The organism is Streptomyces sp. NBC_00568 (assembly GCF_026341855.1).
In the GTDB taxonomy this organism is placed as follows: domain Bacteria; phylum Actinomycetota; class Actinomycetes; order Streptomycetales; family Streptomycetaceae; genus Streptomyces.
Map to the genome: position 1 here is coordinate 105,377 of NZ_JAPENW010000001.1, position 20,417 is coordinate 125,793.

At 71.2% G+C, this 20,417-nt stretch carries 17 protein-coding genes and 2 pseudogenes; 10 read left to right on the plus strand and 9 right to left on the minus strand.

What is annotated here, in order from left to right:
- Positions 1-335: 335 nt before the first annotated feature.
- Positions 336-1,355: an oxidoreductase gene (locus tag OOK38_RS00475; protein WP_266764080.1), complete on the minus strand. Its 1,020-nt coding sequence runs from the start codon at positions 1,353-1,355 to the stop codon at positions 336-338.
- 66 nt (positions 1,356-1,421) lie between these two features.
- On the opposite strand from OOK38_RS00475, the gene OOK38_RS00480 reads away from it, so the two are divergent.
- Positions 1,422-2,384, plus strand: coding sequence for an FAD-dependent oxidoreductase (locus OOK38_RS00480; protein WP_266764079.1), 963 nt, complete (start codon positions 1,422-1,424; stop codon positions 2,382-2,384).
- A gap of 97 nt (positions 2,385-2,481) precedes the next feature.
- Here the strand turns inward: OOK38_RS00480 and OOK38_RS00485 are convergent, their stop codons facing one another.
- The gene (locus OOK38_RS00485; protein ID WP_266848010.1) at positions 2,482-4,440 is read right to left on the minus strand and encodes a Xaa-Pro dipeptidyl-peptidase; all 1,959 of its coding nucleotides are present in this window, start codon (positions 4,438-4,440) and stop codon (positions 2,482-2,484) included.
- Between the two features lie 181 nt (positions 4,441-4,621).
- Between OOK38_RS00485 and OOK38_RS00490 the strand changes: the two genes are divergently transcribed.
- Positions 4,622-6,121, plus strand: coding sequence for a M1 family metallopeptidase (locus tag OOK38_RS00490; RefSeq protein WP_266764077.1), 1,500 nt, complete (start codon positions 4,622-4,624; stop codon positions 6,119-6,121).
- Positions 6,122-6,293: 172 nt separating this feature from the next.
- Here OOK38_RS00490 and OOK38_RS00495 read toward each other — a convergent pair whose 3' ends face one another.
- The 4 genes from OOK38_RS00495 to OOK38_RS00510 form a co-directional block, all read right to left on the minus strand.
- Positions 6,294-7,217: an adenosine kinase gene (locus OOK38_RS00495; RefSeq protein ID WP_266764076.1), complete on the minus strand. Its 924-nt coding sequence runs from the start codon at positions 7,215-7,217 to the stop codon at positions 6,294-6,296.
- Positions 7,218-7,358: 141 nt separating this feature from the next.
- Entirely contained in the window at positions 7,359-7,838 is a 480-nt protein-coding gene (locus OOK38_RS00500; RefSeq protein WP_266764075.1) for a macro domain-containing protein, read from the minus strand.
- Between the two features lie 74 nt (positions 7,839-7,912).
- Entirely contained in the window at positions 7,913-9,379 is a 1,467-nt protein-coding gene (locus OOK38_RS00505) for an amino acid permease (protein WP_266764074.1), read from the minus strand.
- A gap of 241 nt (positions 9,380-9,620) precedes the next feature.
- Positions 9,621-11,456 (minus strand): long-chain fatty acid--CoA ligase, encoded by a 1,836-nt coding sequence (locus OOK38_RS00510; protein ID WP_266764073.1) that lies wholly within the window; start codon positions 11,454-11,456, stop codon positions 9,621-9,623.
- A gap of 164 nt (positions 11,457-11,620) precedes the next feature.
- On the opposite strand from OOK38_RS00510, the gene OOK38_RS00515 reads away from it, so the two are divergent.
- On the plus strand, positions 11,621-12,319 hold the full coding sequence (locus OOK38_RS00515; RefSeq protein ID WP_266764072.1) for a MerR family transcriptional regulator: 699 nt from the start codon (positions 11,621-11,623) through the stop codon (positions 12,317-12,319).
- A gap of 33 nt (positions 12,320-12,352) precedes the next feature.
- On the opposite strand, the gene OOK38_RS00520 is transcribed toward OOK38_RS00515, so the two are convergent.
- Positions 12,353-13,078 (minus strand): SDR family NAD(P)-dependent oxidoreductase, encoded by a 726-nt coding sequence (locus OOK38_RS00520; RefSeq protein WP_266764071.1) that lies wholly within the window; start codon positions 13,076-13,078, stop codon positions 12,353-12,355.
- 176 nt (positions 13,079-13,254) lie between these two features.
- Here OOK38_RS00520 and OOK38_RS00525 point away from each other — a divergent pair, with 176 nt between their 5' ends.
- From OOK38_RS00525 to OOK38_RS00535, 3 genes are all read left to right on the plus strand, one after another.
- On the plus strand, positions 13,255-14,283 hold the full coding sequence (locus OOK38_RS00525; RefSeq protein ID WP_266764070.1) for an ABC transporter permease: 1,029 nt from the start codon (positions 13,255-13,257) through the stop codon (positions 14,281-14,283).
- A gap of 67 nt (positions 14,284-14,350) precedes the next feature.
- Entirely contained in the window at positions 14,351-15,421 is a 1,071-nt protein-coding gene (locus OOK38_RS00530) for a sugar ABC transporter substrate-binding protein (protein WP_266764069.1), read from the plus strand.
- A 1-nt stretch (position 15,422) separates the two neighbouring features.
- Positions 15,423-16,907, plus strand: coding sequence for a sugar ABC transporter ATP-binding protein (locus OOK38_RS00535; protein ID WP_266764068.1), 1,485 nt, complete (start codon positions 15,423-15,425; stop codon positions 16,905-16,907).
- 682 nt (positions 16,908-17,589) lie between these two features.
- Here the strand turns inward: OOK38_RS00535 and OOK38_RS00540 are convergent.
- A complete protein-coding gene (locus OOK38_RS00540) occupies positions 17,590-17,958 on the minus strand; it encodes a hypothetical protein (protein WP_266848011.1) in 369 nt (122 codons plus the stop codon).
- A gap of 316 nt (positions 17,959-18,274) precedes the next feature.
- Positions 18,275-18,430: pseudogene (locus OOK38_RS00545) on the minus strand (IS110 family transposase); the annotation flags it as partial.
- A gap of 4 nt (positions 18,431-18,434) precedes the next feature.
- On the opposite strand from OOK38_RS00545, the pseudogene OOK38_RS00550 reads away from it, so the two are divergent.
- From OOK38_RS00550 to OOK38_RS00565, 4 genes and pseudogenes are all read left to right on the plus strand, one after another.
- A pseudogene (locus OOK38_RS00550) lies at positions 18,435-18,527 on the plus strand (TetR family transcriptional regulator); the annotation flags it as partial.
- A gap of 105 nt (positions 18,528-18,632) precedes the next feature.
- Entirely contained in the window at positions 18,633-19,232 is a 600-nt protein-coding gene (locus tag OOK38_RS00555; protein WP_266764066.1) for an RNA polymerase sigma factor, read from the plus strand.
- Positions 19,229-20,206 (plus strand): CU044_5270 family protein, encoded by a 978-nt coding sequence (locus tag OOK38_RS00560; protein WP_266764065.1) that lies wholly within the window; start codon positions 19,229-19,231, stop codon positions 20,204-20,206. Before OOK38_RS00555 ends, OOK38_RS00560 begins: the two co-directional genes overlap by 4 nt.
- A 29-nt stretch (positions 20,207-20,235) precedes the next feature.
- Positions 20,236-20,385, plus strand: a complete 150-nt coding sequence (locus OOK38_RS00565) for a hypothetical protein (RefSeq protein WP_266766044.1) — start codon at positions 20,236-20,238, stop codon at positions 20,383-20,385.
- Positions 20,386-20,417: the final 32 nt, after the last annotated feature.

A 20,417-nucleotide genomic window follows, 5' to 3' on the forward strand; every position in this document is an offset into this window, starting at 1 on the left:
AGGGCCTCCCGTACGACCGAGCCCAAGGCCCCCTGACCACCTCCAAGGGGCTTCCCGAGCGCCCACCTCCACGGCCCTCCGACCACCCCCTCCGGTTTCCCGCACCGCCCGGAGCCACGGCCGGTGACCACGGGCCTCCGGCTTCCCCCACCGCCCGGGTCCGCAGCCCCTGACCACTGCCTCCGGCTTCCCGGGCCCCCAGGGTCCACGGCCCTCTGGCCCGCGGGGCCCGGCTTCGCGGACCGGCGGGCCCACGGCGCCCATCCCCGGGGGCCGCCAGACAGCGAGGCCGCAGGGCCGCAGGGCCGCAGGGCCCATGACTAGTGGGTTGGCGGTCAGTGGGCCATGCGTTCCACCAGCACGCTCCCGGACGTCCGTGCCACGATGAACGACTCCCCCTTCACCGCGCGGGCCTGCAGTGGAATCCGGTGCCGGCCCGTTTCCAGGATGCCGTCGAACACGTCGTGCGCCTGGGTGCGCGAGAGGCGGTCCAGGCGGTAGGCGGTCAGCTGGACCCGGCAGGTGGAGGTGACCTCGACGCCGGCCTCGCCCTCGGCGGCGACCAGGCGCGTGAGCCGGCGCAGCTCCCGCGGGCCGCGGTCCAGGGCGTGCTCGATCTGGGCGACGAGCAGCGGAACGATCGGGGCGAGGCCCTCGACGTGGGCGACGTCGACGCCCGCGTCGCGGAAGGACTCCCTCACCGCGGCCCGTTCCGTCTCGGGGACGGCCCGGCCGAACACCACCGCGCCGTAGGCGCGCAGTTCGTCCGCCGGAACCCCCGTGGCGTCGCGGGCGATGTCGGCGCCGATACCGATGACGCGCAGGGCGGCGGCCAGCTTAGCGAGGAGGGCGACCCGGGCGCCGATCAGCAGGACACGGCGGCGGGGTCCCGGATCGCCGTCGAGCAGGGAGTTCAGGGCACTGCGGTACTCGGCGCCGTGGAAGCGGAACGGCCCTATGCCGTGGTAGCCGTTGCGTTCCAGATCGGCCCGTTCACCGGTCTGCCAGGCGAAGTCGCGCCAGACGTAGTCGTCCCCCTCTCTTTCGATGAGCGCGGTGACGGCACCGCACTCGATGCCCTCGCACTCGGGGCATCCGTAGATGACGTGCCTGCCCCCGTCGAGCGGGGCGTCGGCTTCCAGGAGAAGGCCGCGCACCTGCGCGGTGAAGATCGCGGGCGGCACGTCGGAGGCGAGCGGGGACACCGCGTCGAGGTCGGACAGCTGGAACAGCAGCGGGCGTCCGTCGACGACGAAGTCGACGAAGTCCCGGTGCACTTGGTAGTCACCGTTGGCGAGGACTCCACCGGCGCGCATCGCCGGTGCCAGGCCGAAGGTGGCGTACTCGGCAGACATGCTGTGAGTATCCCCAGACGGAGAGTGATGTGAGCACGGCATGACATATTCCGCTAACGTCCCGGCATGGAGAAGCCCGGGAACGGCGATGTGATCGTGGTCGGCAGCGGAGTCGTCGGTCTGACCACGGCCGTGGTCCTGGCCGAGACCGGCAGGCGGGTCCGGGTGTGGGCGCGGGAGCCCGCCGAGCGGACCACCTCGGCGGTTGCGGGGGCTCTGTGGTGGCCGTACCGCATCGAGCCGAAGGCGCTGGCCCGTGAATGGGCGCTCGTGTCCCTCTCCGTGTACGAGGAGTTGGCGGCGCGGCCCGGGGAGACGGGCGTACGCCTGGTCGAGGGGGTCATGGGCGAGACGCGGCTGGACGAGCTGGGCGCGTGGGCGGCCCGTGTGCCCGGACTGCGCCCGGCTACGGCCGAGGAGTACCCGGGGACCGCTCTGCGGGCGCGGCTGCCGTTGATCGACATGCCCGTGCACCTGCGCCTGCTGCGTGAGCGCCTGCTGCGGGCGGGCGGGACGGTCGAGGAACGGACGGTGACGGACCTCGCGGAGGCGCGGGCGCCGGTCGTCGTCAACTGCGCGGGCCTCGGCGCCCGCGCCCTCGTCCCGGATCCGGCCGTACGGCCCGTGCGCGGCCAGCTCGTGATCGTCGAGAACCCCGGCATCCGCGAGTGGCTCGTCTCGACGGACCCGGCGGCCGGGACGACCACGTACGTCTTCCCGCAGCCGGACCGGCTGGTCCTCGGCGGGACCACCGACGAGGACGACTGGTCGCAGATCCCTGACCCCGCCGTGGCGGCGGAGATCGTCGAGCGGTGCGCGGCGCTGCGCCCCGAGATCGCCGGAGCGCGGGTGATCGACCACCGGGTGGGGCTGCGCCCGGTGCGCGACGCGGTGCGGCTGGAGCGCGAAGTCCTGCCGGACGGGCGGGTGCTGGTGCACAACTACGGCCACGGAGGTGCCGGGGTCACCGTGGCGTGGGGATGCGCGCGGGAGGCGGCCGGACTCGTCGGTCCGACCGCCTCCGTCTGAGAGGTGCGTTTCCCCCCGTCTGAGAGGTGCGATTCCCTCCCGTCCGAGAGGTGCGTTTCTCTCCGTCATCCGGCCCGGGAGCCGTCGATCAGGGGGCTCAGCGGCTCTCCCCCGGGACGCGGAGCGCGGTGCGCGGATCGCGTACGCCGTCGAGGACGGACGCGGCCGGGGCCGGGGTGGAGCCCGCCGTCGCGCGCGCGAACGCGCCGGCGCCGCCGACGAAGGGGACGCGGGCCGAGGTACGGGACAGGTCGAGGGTCAGGGTCGGTGTGGTGGAGGGCGGGTCGATGAGGTCCTTGTCGGTGCCCGCGACGATCAGTGCGAGCCGGTGGCCCTCGGGGACGATGTGGTCGGTGGCCGCCAGCTCGAGCGTGATGGTGTACGCCTTGCCCGGGGTGAGCGGGACGCCCTGGTCGGAGGCGTGGTTGCCGAGGTCGGCCCAGCCGCGGCTGATGACCGTGTAGTCGACGTCGGTCCTGGTCGCCTGGGTCACCTTGTAGCACGAGCTGTCGCCGGTGGTGCTCGGGCCCCAGCAGGTGCGGTCGGTGAGGGTGGTGACGCCCTCTCCGGAGGCGGCGTAATCGCGGATGGTGTCGGCCCCGAGGTCGACGAGTACGGCCGAGAGATGCGCCGTCGAGGTCGTCGGCATGGCGGTGACGGTCACCTTGGACGAGCCGGAGAGGCGCAGGTCACGGCTGAGCGGCTTGGTGACGAAGCCCGCCTTGCCGGGGGTCGGCTCGTCGATGTGCGCGGCCCAGTCGGTCTCGCTCAGCCGCGGGTCGTCGGTGAAGGTCTCGGTTCCGGTGTTCCGGTGGCGTCCGAGGGTGCCGACACCCGCCTGCGGGCCCGTGCCCGGTCGCAGGGTCGTCGCCGCGGTGGTGCGGGGCGGCCAGACGGCGGAGGTGGCCCACCGGTCGGGGTGGCGTTCGATGTCGGCCATCGGTTCGTCGTCGATGCCGTTGTCGTAGCCGAGGAGTTCGTGGTCGAACCAGCGGTGCAGGGTGTCGACCCAGGTGGCGCGGCGGAAGTCGAAGGGGTCGACATGGCCGGTCTGGGAGAGCCAGATCTTGCGCTCGACACCGTTCCTGGCGAGCGCGTCCCACCACTGGCCGAAGTTCTTGGCGCGGACGTTGAGGTCCTGCATGCCGTGCACCAGGAAGACGCTGGCCTTCACCTTCGCGGCGTCCTTGACGTAGTCGCGCTCGGTCCACAGGGACGTCCAGTCGCCGGTGCGCGGCGCCTCGTCGACCAGCTTCCGTTGCACGGCGGCGCACTTGGCGCGGGCGTCGGGGCTGTCGACGTAGCCGGAGAGCCAGTCGGGGCCCGAGTCGTAGAGCGGGGCGCCCTGGGCGAAGTAGTAGTCGTACCAGGAGGAGATGGCGCTGATCGGCACGATGGTCTTCAGGCCCTTGACGCCGGTGGCGGCGACGCCGTTGGCGATCGTGCCGTCCCAGCTCTTGCCGATCATGCCGGTCCTGCCGTTGGTCCAGGTGGCCTTGGCCGTGGCGGCTCCGGTGCGGGTGGTGTACGCCCTGGCCCGGCCGTTCAGCCAGTCGACGACCGCTTTGGCGGACTGGATGTCGGAGCGGCCGCCCACGTCGACGCAGCCGTCGGAGCGGTTGGTGCCGGCGAGGTCGACGCCGACGAAGGCGTAGCCGCGCGGCACGAAGTAGTTGTCGTAGAACAGCGGCATCTGGACGACGTGACCGTCCGCGTCGTACGTCTTCTTCTGGCTCTCGTTACCGCGCCCGCAGCAGGAGTAGTACGGGCTGGCATCCATGATCACGGGGATCTTGCGTCCCTGGCGGGCGAGTTCGCGCGGCCGGACGATGTCGACGGCGACCCGGTCGTGTTTTCCGTCGCTGTCGCCGTCGAGACCGGTGTCGACCCAGACGGACTCCCGGATCGCGTTCTCGTACGAATAGACCGGGGCGCTCTCCCTCGGGGCCGCCTGTGCGGTGGCGGGAGCGAGGAAGGCGGCCAGCAGGGCGGCAACGGCCGCCGTCGCGAGCGATCTCCAGGTCGTTAAGCGCGCGCGGCGCACTGGTATCGGCATGCGCGGAACGTACCCCGGTCAACTCCCGTGCAAAAGAGGGTCGATGAAAGGTCTCTGGGGCTGGATGACTCATGTCGGCCGAATGGCGATCGTGTGACAGGGGTGGCCGTGGACATGACCGGGGCCACAGGGACTGAATAGGCTCCGGACAACTTCATGCCCCCACGACTTGGAGCTTGACGTGCACCGCAGACTCATCGCCCCGGGCGCCCTCGCCGCCTCCCTGCTGCTGGCGATCCCGGCATCGGCGGCCAGTTACACACCGGGAGCACCGGGCATCGGCGACCCCTACTACCCGGCCTACGGCAACGGCGGATACGACGTCTCGCACTACGACCTGCGGCTCACCTACCAGCCTCGGACCGACGAACTCGAGGGCACGGCCACCCTCCTGGCGACCACCACACAGGACCTGTCCCGGTTCGATCTGGACTTCCTGCTCGACGTCAGCGAGGTCCGGGTCAACGGCGCGAAGGCGTCGTTCGCGACGTCGGGCCAGCACGAACTGGAGATCACTCCGGCCAAGCCGCTGGCCAAGGGCACGACGGTCACCGTCGTCGTCCGCTACAGCGGTGTGCCGTCCACGAAGAGCGCGTACGGCTTCTCGACCTGGCACCGCACCCCGGACGGGGCGGTCGCCGCGGACGAGCCCGAGTCGGCGTGGTGGTGGTACCCGAGCAACGACCACCCGCTCGACAAGGCGACCTACGACGTGTCGGTGGCCGTCCCGGACGGCACCCAGGCGATCTCCAACGGCACGCTCCAGTCGACGAGTTCACGGCTCGGCTGGACCCGCTACAACTGGCGGTCCAACAAGCCGCAGGCCACCTATCTCACCACCCTCGCGGTCGGGAAGTTCGACATCACCACCGGCACGTCCGAGGGCGGCGTCCCGGTCGTCAACGCCTACAGCAAGGACCTCGGCGACAACGACGGCGCGGCGCGCGCCAGTGTCGAGCGGACGGGAGAAGTCGTCGACTGGCTGAGCGGCTACTTCGGTCCGTATCCCTTCAGTTCGGCCGGCGGGTACGTGCCCAACACCACCACCGGGTACGCGCTGGAGACCCAGACGCGCGTGTACTACAGCCCGCGGCAGTTCGCGAACGGCTCCAACACCTCGGTGGTCGTGCACGAGTTGGCGCACCAGTGGTACGGCGACGATGTGTCGCTGAAGGGCTGGAAGGACATCTGGATCAACGAGGGCTTCGCGCGGTACGCGCAGTGGCTGTGGTCGGAGCACGAGGGCGAGGGCACGACGCGGGAGCTCGCGGACTACGTGTACGCCTCGCATTCGGCGGACGACACCTTCTGGACGGTGGCGCCCGGCGACCCGGGGCCGGACAACCAGTTCGACATCGCGGTCTACGACCGGGGCGCGCTGGCGGTGCAGGCGCTGCGCGACGAGGTCGGCGACGACGCCTTCTTCGCCGTCCTGAAGGGGTGGCCGAAGGAGCACGCGTACGGGAACGCGTCGGTCGGCGACTTCCGGAAGTACGCCGAGCAGGTGTCCGGCAGGTCGCTCGCGGCGCTCTTCGACACCTGGCTGTTCCAGCCGTCGAAGCCGGCGGCTCCCGTGGCTCGGGGTGCCGGGCTCACGGTGGCCCCGGGAACGTCGGGTGCCGTCGCCCGGCCGAAGTCGTGGAAGAAGATCGCCGCCACTGACACGGTCCACTCCGGCTGAGGTACGCCCGCCCGCCGGGTGTCCCCTGCCCGCCCTCCCTTCCGGGGACGGGCGGGCAGGAAGGCCCGGCGGCGGCGGTGAGCGGGCTGCGGCTGCGGCTGCGGCTGCGGCTGCGGCTGCGGCTGCGGCTGCGGGCAAGCGTCAGCGGTGAGCCGGTGGCCGCCCGCACGGTTCAGCGACGGGTGGTCGCGTTCTCCAGCTCGTCGACCTGGGCGAGGAGTTCGTCGCGGCCGATGGCGTCGGCCCGGGTCGCGGGCACGGTGCAGGCGTAGGCGCCGGCGACCGCGCCGTACAGGGCGCAGCGCCGGACCGGTTCGCCGGTCAGCCGGCCGAAGAGGAAGCCCGCGGCGAAGGAGTCCCCGGCGCCGTTCGAGTCCACCACGGGCGTGCGCGGCGGGACCGCCGGGACGTGGGTCAGCTCGCCGTCGGCCAGCAGGTACGCGCCCTCGGCGCCGGCCGTGGCGACGACCGCCTCGGCCCGGCCCCGTTCCACGATCCGCCGCATGGTGCGCTCGGGGTCGGCGAGGGCGGTGGTGGAGACGAACACGACGTCGGCGGCGTACGCGAACGGCTCGTGGTAGGGATTCTCGCCGTCCCAGTTGTGCAGGTCGGTCGAGAGGGTCACCCCGGCCTCCCGCAGCGCCTGGAGGGCGAAGGCGCACGGGTGGGTGATGGAGACGTGGGCGTGACGGCTCGCCGCGGCCAGGTCCCGCACCGTCTTCTCCGGCAGCCGGTCCCCTTCGTGCGAGCGGCTGTCGTCGTACAGGGACAGGCGGCGCCCGTCGGGGCCGACGAGGTTGACCGCGCGCTTGGTGCCCGCGGGCTGGGGCACCTCGGTGAGCGCGATGCCGCGTTCGCGGTGCAGGGCGCGCACGAGGTCGCCCTCGGGGTCGTCGCCGAGCATGTCGAGGTGGTGTGTGCGCAGGCCGAGTTCGTGCAGGCCCAGCGCGACGAAGTCTCCGGTCTGCCCGGCCCGGGTCTCGATCCCGGGACGGATCATGTAGCTGTCGGCGTACGGGAGCGGCAGTTCGGGGACGTGGACGATCGTGTCCACCCCCGCGCCGCCGAGGACGAGGACGTCGATGTCGCGGCTCATGACTCTCCCTCTCGGATCCGAGCAGCGAGTCAAGCAGGCCTGGTCCACAACAGCAAGAAATTGCAGAAACTTTCGCAACTTCCTTCATCGGAGCTCCGGTTGGCTCCGAACCGGACCGCAGCGGCCGCGCCGCCCCACCGGTCAGCCCCCGTGGTCGTACACCGTCACGGCCAGCCCGCGGCGCACCAGCCGCTCGGTGACGAGGGGTTCGACCCGCGACCATCTGCCGCCGGCCAGGCCGCACCCGATGCGCGGCATGTGCACGGACGCGCCGAGTTCGACAGCCTTGTCCGCGAGCAGGCCGAGCGACGCGTCGATGGCCTCGTAGCGCACGGGCACGCCCTTGCTGCCGGTGCGTATCCCCCGCTGGCCCACCAGGTTCGCCACCCACACGTACGGTTCGACCTGGACGAACTGGGCCGCGCCCAGGCCGAAGTCGTTGCCCGCGCGACCGCGGTGCCAGGCCCGGTACGCCGCCTCCGGCTCCGGCCAGCGGCGTGAGAGGGCCAGCACGAAGCCCTTTCCCCAGCCCCCGATGTCGTTGCACACGTGGGCGATCAGCTTGACGCCCTTGGCCGACGGGACGGTGGCGTCACCCCGGACGTACGTGATCTCCGACATGACACCACCGTAGAGGCCGCCACTGACAGTGGCCCCGCTCCGCCGTCCCGTGCGCCTACGGCTCGCGCGCCGCGCTAGCGGGTGAGCCTGTTCAGCTCCTGGTCCACCGCCTTCGAGACCCGGCTGCGGACCGCGAACCAGCCGCCCACGAGCAGGACGGCGATGAGCGGGACGAGGAGGAGGGTCTTGCGGCCGACCTCGGGGTCGTTCCACATCAGGCCGAGGACGGCCAGCAGGAAGGCGATGGTGACGATCTCGGTCACCGGGCTGCCGCGGAGGCGGAACGACGGGCGGGTCACCAGCCCCTCCTCGGCCCGGCGGACGAACACCAGGTGGCAGATCATGATGATCACCCACGTGCTGATGATGCCGAGGGACGCCACGTTCAGGACGATCTCGAAGGCCTGGCTGGGCATCAGGTAGTTCAGGACGACGCCGAGCACGCACACCGCGCAGGTGAGCAGGATGCCGCCGTACGGGACCTGGCTGCGGTTCATCCTCGCGGTGAACCGGGGCGCCGAGCCCGCCGTCGCCATGGAGCGCAGGATGCGACCGGTGGAGTACAGGCCGGAGTTCAGCGACGACATCGCGGCCGTCAGAACGACCAGGTTCATCACGTCACCGGCGGCCGGGACGCCGATCTTCGACAGGACGGTGACGAACGGGCTCTCACCGGCCGAGTAGACCGAGCCGGGCAGCAGCAGGGTCAGCAGGACGACCGAGCCGACGTAGAACAGACCCACCCGCCACATGATCGAGTTCACCGCGCGCGGGACGACCTTCTCGGGCTCGGCGGTCTCGCCCGCGGCGACGCCGACCAGTTCGAGGGCGGCGTACGCGAAGATCACGCCCTGCATCACCAGGACGACCGGCATCATCCCGTGCGGGAGGAGGCCGCCGTGGTCCGTGACGAGCCCCGGACCGGGCGTGGTGCCGCCGACCTCGTGCTGTGTGGCCAGCAGGAAGATGCCGATCAGCATGAAGCCGACGAGGGTGGCGACCTTGACGATCGCGAACCAGAACTCCATCTCGCCGAAGATCTTCACCGAGATGAGGTTCACGGCGAGCACCACCGCGAGGGCGATCAGTGCCAGGACCCACTGCGGGATGTCGGTGAAGACGCTCCAGTAGTGCGTGTAGAGCGCGATCGCGGTGATGTCGGCGATCCCGGTCGTCGACCAGTTGAGGAAGTACATCCACCCGGCGACATAGGCGCCCTTCTCGCCGAGGAACTCGCGGGCGTACGACACGAAGGAGCCGGAAGAGGGCCGGTAGAGGACGAGCTCACCGAGGGCGCGTACGACGAAGAAGGCGAAGACGCCGCAGACGAGGTAGGCGAGGGCGAGCGCGGGGCCCGCGTCGTGGAGGCGGCCGCCGGCTCCGAGGAAGAGCCCGGTTCCGATCGCGCCGCCGATGGCGATCATGTTGACGTGGCGGGCCTTGAGGCCCTTGCTGTAACCGGCGTCGCCCGCGTCGGCGGGCGACTGGGCCGCACCGGTGCGGGAGGCGGCCCCGGCCGTGTCTACGGCGTCCTTGCTCACGGGTGGATCTACCTTCTGGTGCGCGCCCGGCGCACGGGGTGCGCGGGTGTCCGGATGTGCCTGGCCCGCGCCATCCCTGACGCGGCACGGACCAAGGCGCCGCCTTCCCGGGTGGATCACCTCGCATGCGGTGACACGCGTCACACGGCCGGACATCCGCCGTGGAGATCAGGGAGACCGGGGGCGGATCAGGGAGATCGGGGGGCGTACGTCATCCGGTCGGCCGGCGCCATCGCCGCGGTCACGGCGTGTACATCTCCTCGATGACGTCCGCGTGGCGCTCCCTGATCGCCCGGCGCCGCAGCTTGAGCGAGGGAGTCAGCTCACCGGTCTCCGGGCTCCACTCGCGGTCGAGCACGCGGTAGCGCTTGATCTGCTCCGGGCGGCTGAGACGGGCGTTGGCCCGGTCCACCGCTTCGGCGATCGCCTCCCGCAGGGCCGTCGGATCGAGGCGGGCCGCCTGCTCGGGGTCCGGGACGAGGAGCGCCACGAGGTACGGGTGTCCGTCCCCGTGCACGAACGCCTGGCCGACGAGGGGATGCTCCTTGAGCGTGTTCTCGACGAGGGCGGGCGAGATGTTCTTGCCCGCCGAGGTCACGATCATTTCCTTCTTGCGGTCGGTGAGCCAGAGGAAGCCGTCCTCGTCGAGCCGTCCGATGTCACCGGTGGCGAACCAGCCGTCGGCGTCCCGGACGTCCTCCAGCGAGCCGTCGGCCCGCAGATAGCCGTCGAAGACGGTCTCTCCCCGTACGAGGATCTCGCCGTCCCCGGCGATCCGGATCTCCAGTCCGTCCAGCGGCCTGCCGACCGAGCCGAGGCGGAAGGCGGCCGGGCTGTTGGCGGTGGCGACGCCGATGGTCTCCGTCAGCCCCCAGGCGTCCATGACCGCGAGGCCGAAGCCCGCCCAGAACCGCACGACGTCCTGCGGCATCGGTGCCGAGGCGCTCGCCGTCCACTCCAGGCGGTCGAATCCGGCGAGCGCGAGGATCGGGTCGAGCACCCGCTCCTTGGCCGTGGCGTACGCCTCCCGCAGTGCGGCGGACGGCTCCTCGCCGCGCTCGCGGCACGTCACGTGCGCGCGGGCCGTCTCCATCGCCGCCTCCACGGCCGTCCGCCGCTCCTTCGGCAGTCCGGCCAGCGCGGCCCGCACGGCGGACGCGAGCTTCTCCCACACGCGCGGGACACCGAAGAACTGCGCGGGGTGCAGCTCCCGGACGACGGCGGACACCTCCGAGGGGTCCGCGCACAGGTGGACGTGCGAGGCGCGGAACACGGGGAGGTAGATCCCGAGCATCCGCTCGGCGATGTGCGCGAAGGGCAGGTAGCAGATGTGCTCGACATGGGTGGGGAGTTCGACGAGGCGGTCGAGGGCCAGGACGTTCAGGACGACCTTGCGGTGGCTGATGCTCACACCCTTGGGCTCGCCGGTGGTGCCCGAGGTGTAGACGACGGTGAGCGGATCGGTGGGGCGGTTCTCGTGCCAGGCCTTCTCGAACGCCTCGGAGCGGGACGCGTCCGCGGCCGTCCGGACCGGTGCGGCCTCGGCGACGGTCCCCTGTCCGGACCCTGCGGACGCCGTGGGGCGCGGGCCGCGCAGCGAGTCGTACGTGCGGTGGGTGCCCGCCTCGGACGCCTCCGCGACCACCAGCCGCTCCAGAGGCACGCCGGCGTCCCCCAACAGGGGCTCCCAGCGCGGCAGTTCGCGCAGCCCCCCGACGATCGCGAGGCGGGCACGGCTGTGCCGGGCGATGTGCGCGACCTGTTCCGGGGCGGACGTGGAGTAGACGGTGACCGGCACGGCGCCCAGGTGGGTCAGCGCCAGGTCGCTCAGCCAGTGCTCGGGGCGGTTGCCCATCATCATGAGGACGTGGTCGCCCCGCTCGACGCCGAGACCGGCGTATCCGGCGGCGAGTCCGGCGACCTCACGGCGCACCTCGCCCCAGCTGAGGGTGGTCCAGCCGTCTTCCGTACGCCAGGACAGCGCCGGCAGATCGCCGTGGTCCTCGGCGTTGCGCAGCAGCAGGGCGGGGAGGGTGAGTTCGGCGGGCTCTCCCGGGAGTCTCAGGATCGTGGTCATGACCGCCTCCTGGCGCCGTCGGATCCGAGTGCCGCGCGGGCCGCGACCCGCGCGGCTCCTGGACGGACGCTTTCACAACACCGGTGAGACAGCAATACTGTTGCACCGCGCCGTCACCGGTGACCCAGGGCGCGCGGCACGATGCGAGAAGCGAGGACCTGCCCATGACGACGGACACCGAGGAGCCGACGCTCACGGTCGACGAGCTGGCCGCGCGCGCGGGCGTCACGGTCCGTACGGTCCGCTTCTACAGCGCCAGGGGCCTGCTGCCGCCGCCCGTGATCGGCCCCCGCCGCGTCGGCCACTACAGCCAGGAGCATCTGGCCCGGCTCGCGCTCATCGAGGAGTTGCAGCAACGGGGCATGACGCTGGCCGCGATCGAGCGTCATCTGACGCAGCTGCCGCCCGGTCTGAGCGCGCACGAGCTCGCCATCCACCGTGCCGTGGTGGCCTCCTGGGCGCCCGACGCGACGGAGGACGTGACCCGGGAGGAGCTGGAGCGGCGGGCCGGGCGGCCGCTCGGCGAAGCGGACCTGGAGCGGCTCGCCGCGATGGGTGTCATCGAGCGGACGGGGGACTCCGTCCGGCTGGACCCCGGGCTGCTGCGGCTCGGCGTGGAGCTCCTGGACGTACCGATCGCGCACGAGACGATCCTCGCCGCGCGGACCGTCCTGCTGGAGCACTCGAGGGCGGCGGCCCACGAACTGTCGGCCCTGTTGCGCGACGCGGTGGGGGAAGGGGAGTCCGTGGCCGCGGTGAAGTCCCTGTCGGCGCACATGCAGCCGCTGGTGGTGCAGGCGCTGCTCACCGCGTTCCAGCGCTCGCTGAAGGAGGAGCTGCGGGAGTGGCTGCGGGAGTCCTGAGTCCGGGCCCGCCGTCCTCGGCGGGGCGAGCACTCACAAGTAGGCTGATCCGCCTGCCACGTTGAGAGTCTGGCCGGTCAAAAAGCCGCTGCCCTCGTCGACCACGTAGAGCAGGGTGGAGACCAGGTCGCCCGGCCGCTGGGTCCGCGGGACTGCCTGCTGGGCGCGGACGTGCTCGAAGCCGCCGTCCGCGCCGACGGTCCGTTCGGCCGTGGCGGTACGCACCATGCTCGGCGCGATCGCGTTGACGGTGATGTCGTACGGTCCGAGCGCGGACGCCGACGCCCTGGTGAAGCCGATCAGTCCGGCCTTCGAGGAGACGTAGGCGGCCATCGTGGGCGGAGCCGTGAGGACGGCCGCCGACGCGATGTTCACGATCCGGCCCCAGCCGGCCTCCTTCAGATGCGGCAGGACGGCACGCGTCATCAGGAACGGCGCCTCCAGATTGACGCGCATGACCTTCCGCCACTCCTCGGGCGTGGTGTCCTCGAAGGCCGACTCCGGGTACACACCGGCGTTGTTGACGAGCACGTGCAGGGTGCCGAACCGGTCGATGACCTGCTCCAGCGCCGCCACGATCTGCGCCTCGTCGGTGACGTCCGCGATCAACTCCAGATAGTCCAGCACGCGTTTCGCCGTCTCGGGCTGCGGGACCAGGTCCATGCCCGCGACCCGGTAACCGCGCCCGGCGAGCGCGACGGCGAATTCCTGTCCGAGGCCCTGCGCCGCGCCGGTCACCAGAGCGGTACGTGTCTCCATGCGCCGAGTGTGAAGAGCCGCCGGGCACCCGGCAAGAGCGCGTTCCACTCGCCGGAACCGTCCTGGGGAAAGGCGCATTCCACTCGCCGGAACGGCCCTGTTGCCGCGGGCGTCCGCCGGGCCCACGCTGCGGGGCGACCCGCCCAGCGTCACCGTACGTACGGGAGCCGTGCCCGATGACCGAGACCGAGCATGCCGTGGACGACGCCGAGCGTGCCCGCGAACAGGGCGGCGGCAGGCGGCGGTTGGGGGCGTTCACCCGCCGGCTGGTCCGGGACGAGCTGGGTGTGCTCGTCGTCCTCGGGCTGCTGATCGCCGGAATCGGCATCCCGTACCCGGACTTCCTCACCGGCGACAATCTGCTCACCACCGCGCACAACTCCGTCTACATCTCGCTGATGGCGTGCGGGATGGTCTTCGCGCTCGCCATGCGGGAGGTCGACCTGTCGGTGGGCGGCACCTACGCCATGTGCCTGGTCGTCGGGGCGCTGCTGGTGCGCGACGGTACGCCGCCCTGGCTGGCGGTCCCCGTGATACTCGCCACCGGCATCGCCCTGGGTGTCTTCAACGCGCTGGTCACGACGCTGCTCGCGCTGCCCTCGTTCATCGTGACGCTCGGCACCCTGATGCTCTACCGAGGTGTCGGGCTCGCGCTCGCCGACGGCCGGCAGATCACCGATCTGCCGCTCGACGACTCGTTCTTCACGCTGGCGGGCGGTGACGCGGCGGGCGTTCCGTTCGCGCTGTGGGTGCTGCTCGCCGTGGTCGTCGTCCTGACGGTCGTGCTGACGCGGACGCGCTACGGGGCACGGGTGCGGGCGATCGGCTCCAATCCCGACGCGGCCGAGTTCAGCGGCATCCCGGTGGTCCGCACCCGTGTGCAGGCGCTCGCCCTGTCCGGACTGACCACGGCCTGCGCGGCGGCGCTCGCGCTCGCGTTCTACGGGGCCGGCGACCCGACGCTCGGCCAGGGCTACGAGTTGCAGGCCATCGCCGCGTGCATCATCGGCGGCACTCCGCTGGCGGGCGGGCGCGGTTCGGTGGTCGGCGCGGTCGCCGGGGCGATGATCCTCGCCGTGGTCGCCTCCGGGCTCGTCTTCTTCGAAGTACCCATCAACTGGACGTCGTTCGCGACCGGCGGCGTGATCCTCGTCGCGGTCGCGGCGGACAGCGCGCTGCGCAGGACCGGCCGCCGACGTCGCTGAAGTGCCCCCGGTCCGAAGACTCCCCCTTCGGACCTCAGAGCCCGTCCGGAGCCGCTTGGAGGCCGTGATGCATCCCCGATTGCGTATGTTGCTCGCCGTTCCCGCCGCGCTGGCCACGCTCGCCGCCACCGCGGGGTGTGTCGACGGCAGCGGCTCCGACGGCAAGAGCGGCGAACTCCACATGGGTATCGCCGTGGCCAACATCAGCCTCAATTTCGCCCACGAGATGGTCCTCGGCGCGGAGAGCGCCGCGAGCCACCGGGGGAACATCGACTTCAAGGCGGTCGGGCCTCCCAACACGGACGGGCCCGCCGAGGTGCAGCTCTTCCAGAACCTGACCGCCCGCGCCAAGGACGGCATCGTCCTGGAGAACCTCGACCCGCCGATCTTCACCCGGCCCGCCGCGCGCGCCGTCGACCAGGGCATCCCCGTCGTCGCCCTGGACACCTCGCCGACCGAGGGCAGCAAGGTCGGCTTCTACGTGGGCAACGACAACTACGCGCTGGGCGAGCTGATGGCGAAGGAGGCGCTCGAGCGGCTGGGCGGCGACCCGAAGGGACAGATCGTGATCGGCGTGCCCAACCCCGGGACGCCGGTCCTGGACAACCGGGCCGAAGGCATCGCCGACACCTTCGCGAAGGAGGCCCCGGACGTCGAGGTCCTGGGCCCTTTCCAGACGTACAGCGATCCCGGTCAGAACTACAGTTCCTGGTCGGCGCAGGTCAACGCGCACCCCGAGGCGCTCGCCTTCCTCGGCGTCGGCGACGCCGACAGCTACAACCTCGCGAAGATCAAGAAGGCGGAGCACGGCACGTGGCTCACCGCGGGCTTCGACGTCGACCCGAAGACCCTCGACGCGGTCAAGGACGGCTCGAACTTCGTCACCATCGACCCGCAGCACTTCCTCAAGGGCTATCTGTCCACGGCGATGCTGATCGATGCGGTCCGTGACCACGACGGCAAGCTTCCCGAGGGCTGGTTCCTGTCACCGGGCGGCGTGGTCGACACGTCCAACATCGACGAGATCATCACGCGTCAGAAGTCCGCGAAGGCCGCCTACGACTGGTACAAACCGACGATCGACAAACTGCTCGGTAACCAGAAGGCCCAGCTGAAGCCGCTGAAGGACGCGCGCTGACATGGGCGACGGCGAGCTGCTGGTGGCGTGCGACCTGGTCAAGTCCTACGGCGGGGTCAGGGCTCTGGACGGCGCGGGCATCACCCTGCGCGCCGGCGAGGTCCACGCGCTGGTCGGCGAGAACGGCGCCGGCAAATCGACGCTCGTGGGCATCCTGTCCGGCACGGTGGCGCCCGACGAGGGAACGGTACGAACGGCGGGGGCAGCCCGCTCCGGTGGAATCGCGGTGGTGTCCCAGGAGTTGAGCCTCTTTCCCGACCTCACGGTCCGCGAGAACCTCTACCCCCACCTTCCGCCCCGCCGCTTCGGCCTGCTCGACCGGGGAACCATGGACCGCGCGGCCCGGCCGGTTCTCGCCGAACTCGGCCTCGACGTCGACCCCGCCACGCCCCTCGCCGAACTCTCGCTGGCCGACCAGCAGTTGACCGAGATCGCGCGGGCCCTGCTGCGGCGGCCCCAGGTGCTGGTGCTCGACGAACCGACCTCCGCGCTGCCCGCTGCCGCGGTGGACCGCCTGGAACGGGTGCTGCGCGCTCTGACGGCACGGGGTATCGCCGTCCTGTACGTCACCCATTTCCTTGAGGAGGTGATGCGCTTCGCGCAGCGCGTCACGGTCCTGCGGGACGGACGCGTCGCGCTGGCCGGGGCGCGCCGCGCCGAGGTCGATGTCCCGGAGCTGGTGACGGCCATGCTCGGTGGCGCTCCGCCGGGGCCCGTACGCCGTTCGCGTGCCGTCGGCGGCGGGCCGCCGCCGGTGGTGCTGTCCGGGGTGAGCGTCCCGGGGCGGCTCACCGACGTGACCTTCACGGTGCGGGCGGGCGAGGTGGTGGGGGTGGCCGGCCTCCAGGGAGCGGGCCATCTCACCGCGCTGGAGGTGGTGTGCGGGCGTACGGCGATCTCGGCGGGGCGCGTCGATGTGGGCGGGCGGGGGCTGCCCCGGTCCCTGCGGGCGGCGGTGCGCGCGGGCGTGGCATTCGTGCCGAGCGACCGGAAGCGCTACGGGCTCATGTCCGAGCGCACGGTCTGGGAGAACGCCACCACGGTGAGCCGACTGGCTCTGGGGCGCGGCGTAATGCTTCCCTCGCGTGCCCGGCTGATCCGGAGCACGGAGGAGCTGACCGACCGGTTGCGGCTGCGCGGCGCCCCGGACGACATCGTGGCCCGGCTGTCCGGCGGCAACCAGCAGAAGGTCGTCTTCGCCAAGTGGCTCGCCACCGAGCCGCGGATCGTCGTCCTCGACGATCCGACCCGGGGCGTGGACATCGGCGTACGTGCCGAAATGCACCGGATCATCGGCGAGTTGGCCGCGTCGGGGGCGGTGGTGCTGACGGCGTCGACCGATCCGGCGGAACTGACCGAGCTGTGCGACCGGGTGCTGGTGTTCGTGCGGGGGCGGCTCGTGGGCGAGGTCCACGGGGAACGCCTCACGGAGCACACGCTGGCGGTGGCGATGCAGTCGGGGGTGACGCGGGCCGCGGAGGGGTGAGAGCCCTGAACGGTCGGTGTCCGGTCTGCCGGACGTGGAGTTGTGCGACTGCGGAGCGCGCCGCGCAAGGGCGGCACCCGAGGATGCGCTCTGCGCAGGTCCGTACAGCACTGAAGCAGCCGCAGAACAGCTACGTCCCGCTGCTCAAGGCAACGCAGACTTTCCGGATCCACTCGCCGACCATGGTGCCCGGCTTGCTCCAGACCGAGGGCTACGCAGCCGGGTTGCTGTCCTCGATCATGAGGTTCCGGGACATCCCCGACGACGTCGCGGACACCGGCCGCCCCGACCACGGGAACGACCACGAAGCAACCACCAGGGACATCACTTTGGGGCGCCTCCCCCGACCACGGCTTCCGACGCCGACCACAGCCCCCACCACAGCAGGTGAACGCCCTACCGAACCTCCCGATGTCCACAGCCAGAAGGAGGTTTCCGGGAGCCGTCGGCGGGTGGGGGCGCGCGGTCGGCGCACTTCGTAGCCTTCGGCTTCCCGTCGACGGAACGGCACGGACACCATGGGGTGGCCCTACCGGCGCCGCGGGACCAAGCACGGCTAGCGGGCTGTGAGCGGTTCGTACTGCCCGGTTGTCTCACTCCGTCCATATGGCAACGACGGAGGCACGAGAGTGGCACGCGAGGGGCCGCCGGCTCCTGGTAGGTGGGTCACCTTGCCGAGGTGTCAGGCGCTGTTGAGCAGCTCGTGCTTGGCGGTCCGGAAGTCCGCCAGGGCCTGCGGCACCTTGTCGAAGTAGTCGTTCCAGAAGCCGGGGCGTTGCCAGAGAGCAGGGGCCAGCCTCATATGGCCGTCCTGCAGGACGAGGGTCCAGCTGGGCGGCACCTGTGCGTCGATCGTCTCGAACATCTCCGGATCCCAGAGCGACCCGGGATCGTCGTCTTCATCGTCTTCGTCCAGGACGCGGATCATCCAGTAGTCGGGTCCAGTGATCATCTCCAGGACCGTGCAGACGCTGCCAACCCGGACGCCGGGATACTCCGGGACCGTCTCGCCGGTCTGCTGGTGAACGATCTTGATGCACCTCACTCGCATGGCGGCAGTCTCTCACTACGGAACTGGGCCGACGGTTTTCCCGGATGGGGCATCCACCGATCCCTGTGATCGGCCGCGTGGTGAGGAGCCATGAGTCTGACACGGAAGCTGGATCCGAAGCTCTAGATGGATCGGTCAGTAACGGTCATACAGGCCGCACTTCGGCTCTATGAGGGCGCTACAGGTCGGAGCTGGTTGCCTTGGTTGCTGTACTTCGCTGCTGTGCTTGAGCCGATCGCGAAAAGGGCCACAACAGCGACTGCATCGACGTAGGCGCTCACTGCTTCAGCGACCGGCGGCCACACCACCATGCCGTTTAAGCGGCTTGGGCGACGGGTGGATGGAGGGTGAAGAGCCTGCCGTCACGCAGGAGCGCCCATAGGACATCGACACGTCGGCGGGCGAGGGCGATGACGGCCTGGACGTGCATGCAGCCCTCGGCCCGCTTCTTCAAGTAGTAGTCACGGTTGGGGCCTCTCATGGACGGGATCTCGCTGCAGGTGCTGCTCACGGGCGGGGTGTACGACGCCGGGTACGCATGGGAGATGCCGGCGCGACTGATCCCGTAGGGTCGCGCCCGCTCCCTGAGAAAATCCTGTGCGGCCGTGAACTCTTCGCGGGGCAGCGGGGAACAACGGGTGACACGCTCGACCCCACCCGCTGACGGAGGACCCGTGACCGGACCACCGGCGCTCGACCCCGGCGACGAGCGCGACGGCCATGTCATCGCGCAGTCCCTGAAACATCCGGAGCTGTTCGCCCGGCTCTACGACCGGTACGCACCCGACATCCACCGGTACGCGGCCCGGCGCCTCGGCGACCACGCGGCGGACGACGTCACGGCCGACACGTTCCTGACCGCGTTCCGGGTACGTGCCCGCTACGACGCCTCGCGGGCCAGTGCCCGGCCCTGGCTGTACGGGATCGCCGCGCACCTCATCGGCAAGCAGCGCCGGAAGGAAGTACGCGGTCTGCGGGCGCTGGCCAGGACCGGCCAGGACCCCGTCGCGGCCGGCTGGGTCGAGGACACCGCGGACCTGGTCGCCGACCGCGCCCCGCTCGCGGACGCGCTCGCCGCGCTGTCCGCCGCCGACCGGCATGTGCTGCTGCTCGTGGCCTGGGCCGACCTGACCTACCAGGAGGTCGCCGAGGCGCTCGGCATACCCGTCGGGACCGTGCGGTCCCGACTCAACCGGGCCCGCCGCAAGGTACGGGCCGCGCTGGGTGCCGACCCGGCGTTTCTGGGCGAAGTGGCGGAGGCGGTCCGGCTGTGAACGTGGACGAGATGAAGGACGTACGCGAGTTCCGGGCCGGGGCGCCGAAGCCCGACCGGGCACGGCTCGCCGAGGGGCGGGACCGGCTGAGCAGCGCCGCGGGGCGTGGCCGGGGACGCAGGCTGCGGGCCGACTGGCGGCTCACAGCGGTCGGGGCCGCCGCCGCGCTCACCGCGGTGGCCGTGCTGGCCTCCGGCCTCGGAGGGGGCGGCCACAATGGTGCGGAGCGCACGGTGCCGGCTGCGACGCGGACGGTGCCGGGTTCGGTGAAGGAGGTGCTGGAGCGGGCCGCCTCCACGCTGGAGCGGGCCGATCCGCCGCCCACGCCGCACGCGGGCCAGTGGGTCTACGAGAAGAAGCTCTCGGCCCGTCCCGGAATGTGGCCCAAGAGCGCCGCCGCCCAGCCCGAGCCGGAGCCGGAACCCAAGGAGCGCTGGGTGCGGTACGCGGACCCGCGCTTCGAGAACGGCAAGGAGGGCGACGACCACTCCATGCGCGAACGGCTCCGCTTCCTCGACGAGCTGCCGGACGACCCGGCCGCCGTGCTGAAGAAGGTCCGCGCCTACTACCCGTCCGGGAAGGACGACCCCGAGCCGGGGGAACACGACATGGATGGGTTGCGTGTGCTGTTCGCGTCCCAGCCCGTCCCGCCGCAGGCGCTCGCCAAGCTGTACCGCGCGCTGGCCGCGGTCCCCGGCACCGAGGTCACCGACCATCTCGTACGGGACCTCGCGGGCCGGGACGCCATCGCGGTCGGGCACGACGTGAAGGGGCAGAAGATCCGCCGCGAGATCCTGATCGACCCGCACACATACCAGTACCTCGGTGACCGATGGATCGTCGTCAAGGACTACAAGGATTCGTTCCCGAGCGGCAGCGACACCCCTGAACGGCCCTGGAAGGCGGGCGACCTCATATTCCAGAACGCGCTCCTGGCCACGGGAATCGTCGACCACAAGGGCGACCGCCCCTGATATCCGGCGGGGGCGCCGAAGCTGTTCGCATGTACGACGAGATTGCGCGCGTGCTCGACGGCATCAAGGCTCCACCGTCGGCGGACGCTCCTCCCCTACCAGTCGTCGACAACGGATATCTCGCCACGACACCGCCCACGCCCTCAAAGGTCGCGACACCGACTTCGCCCAAGACCTGACGCTGGGAGGAATCCGGGAGAAGATCGTCCGG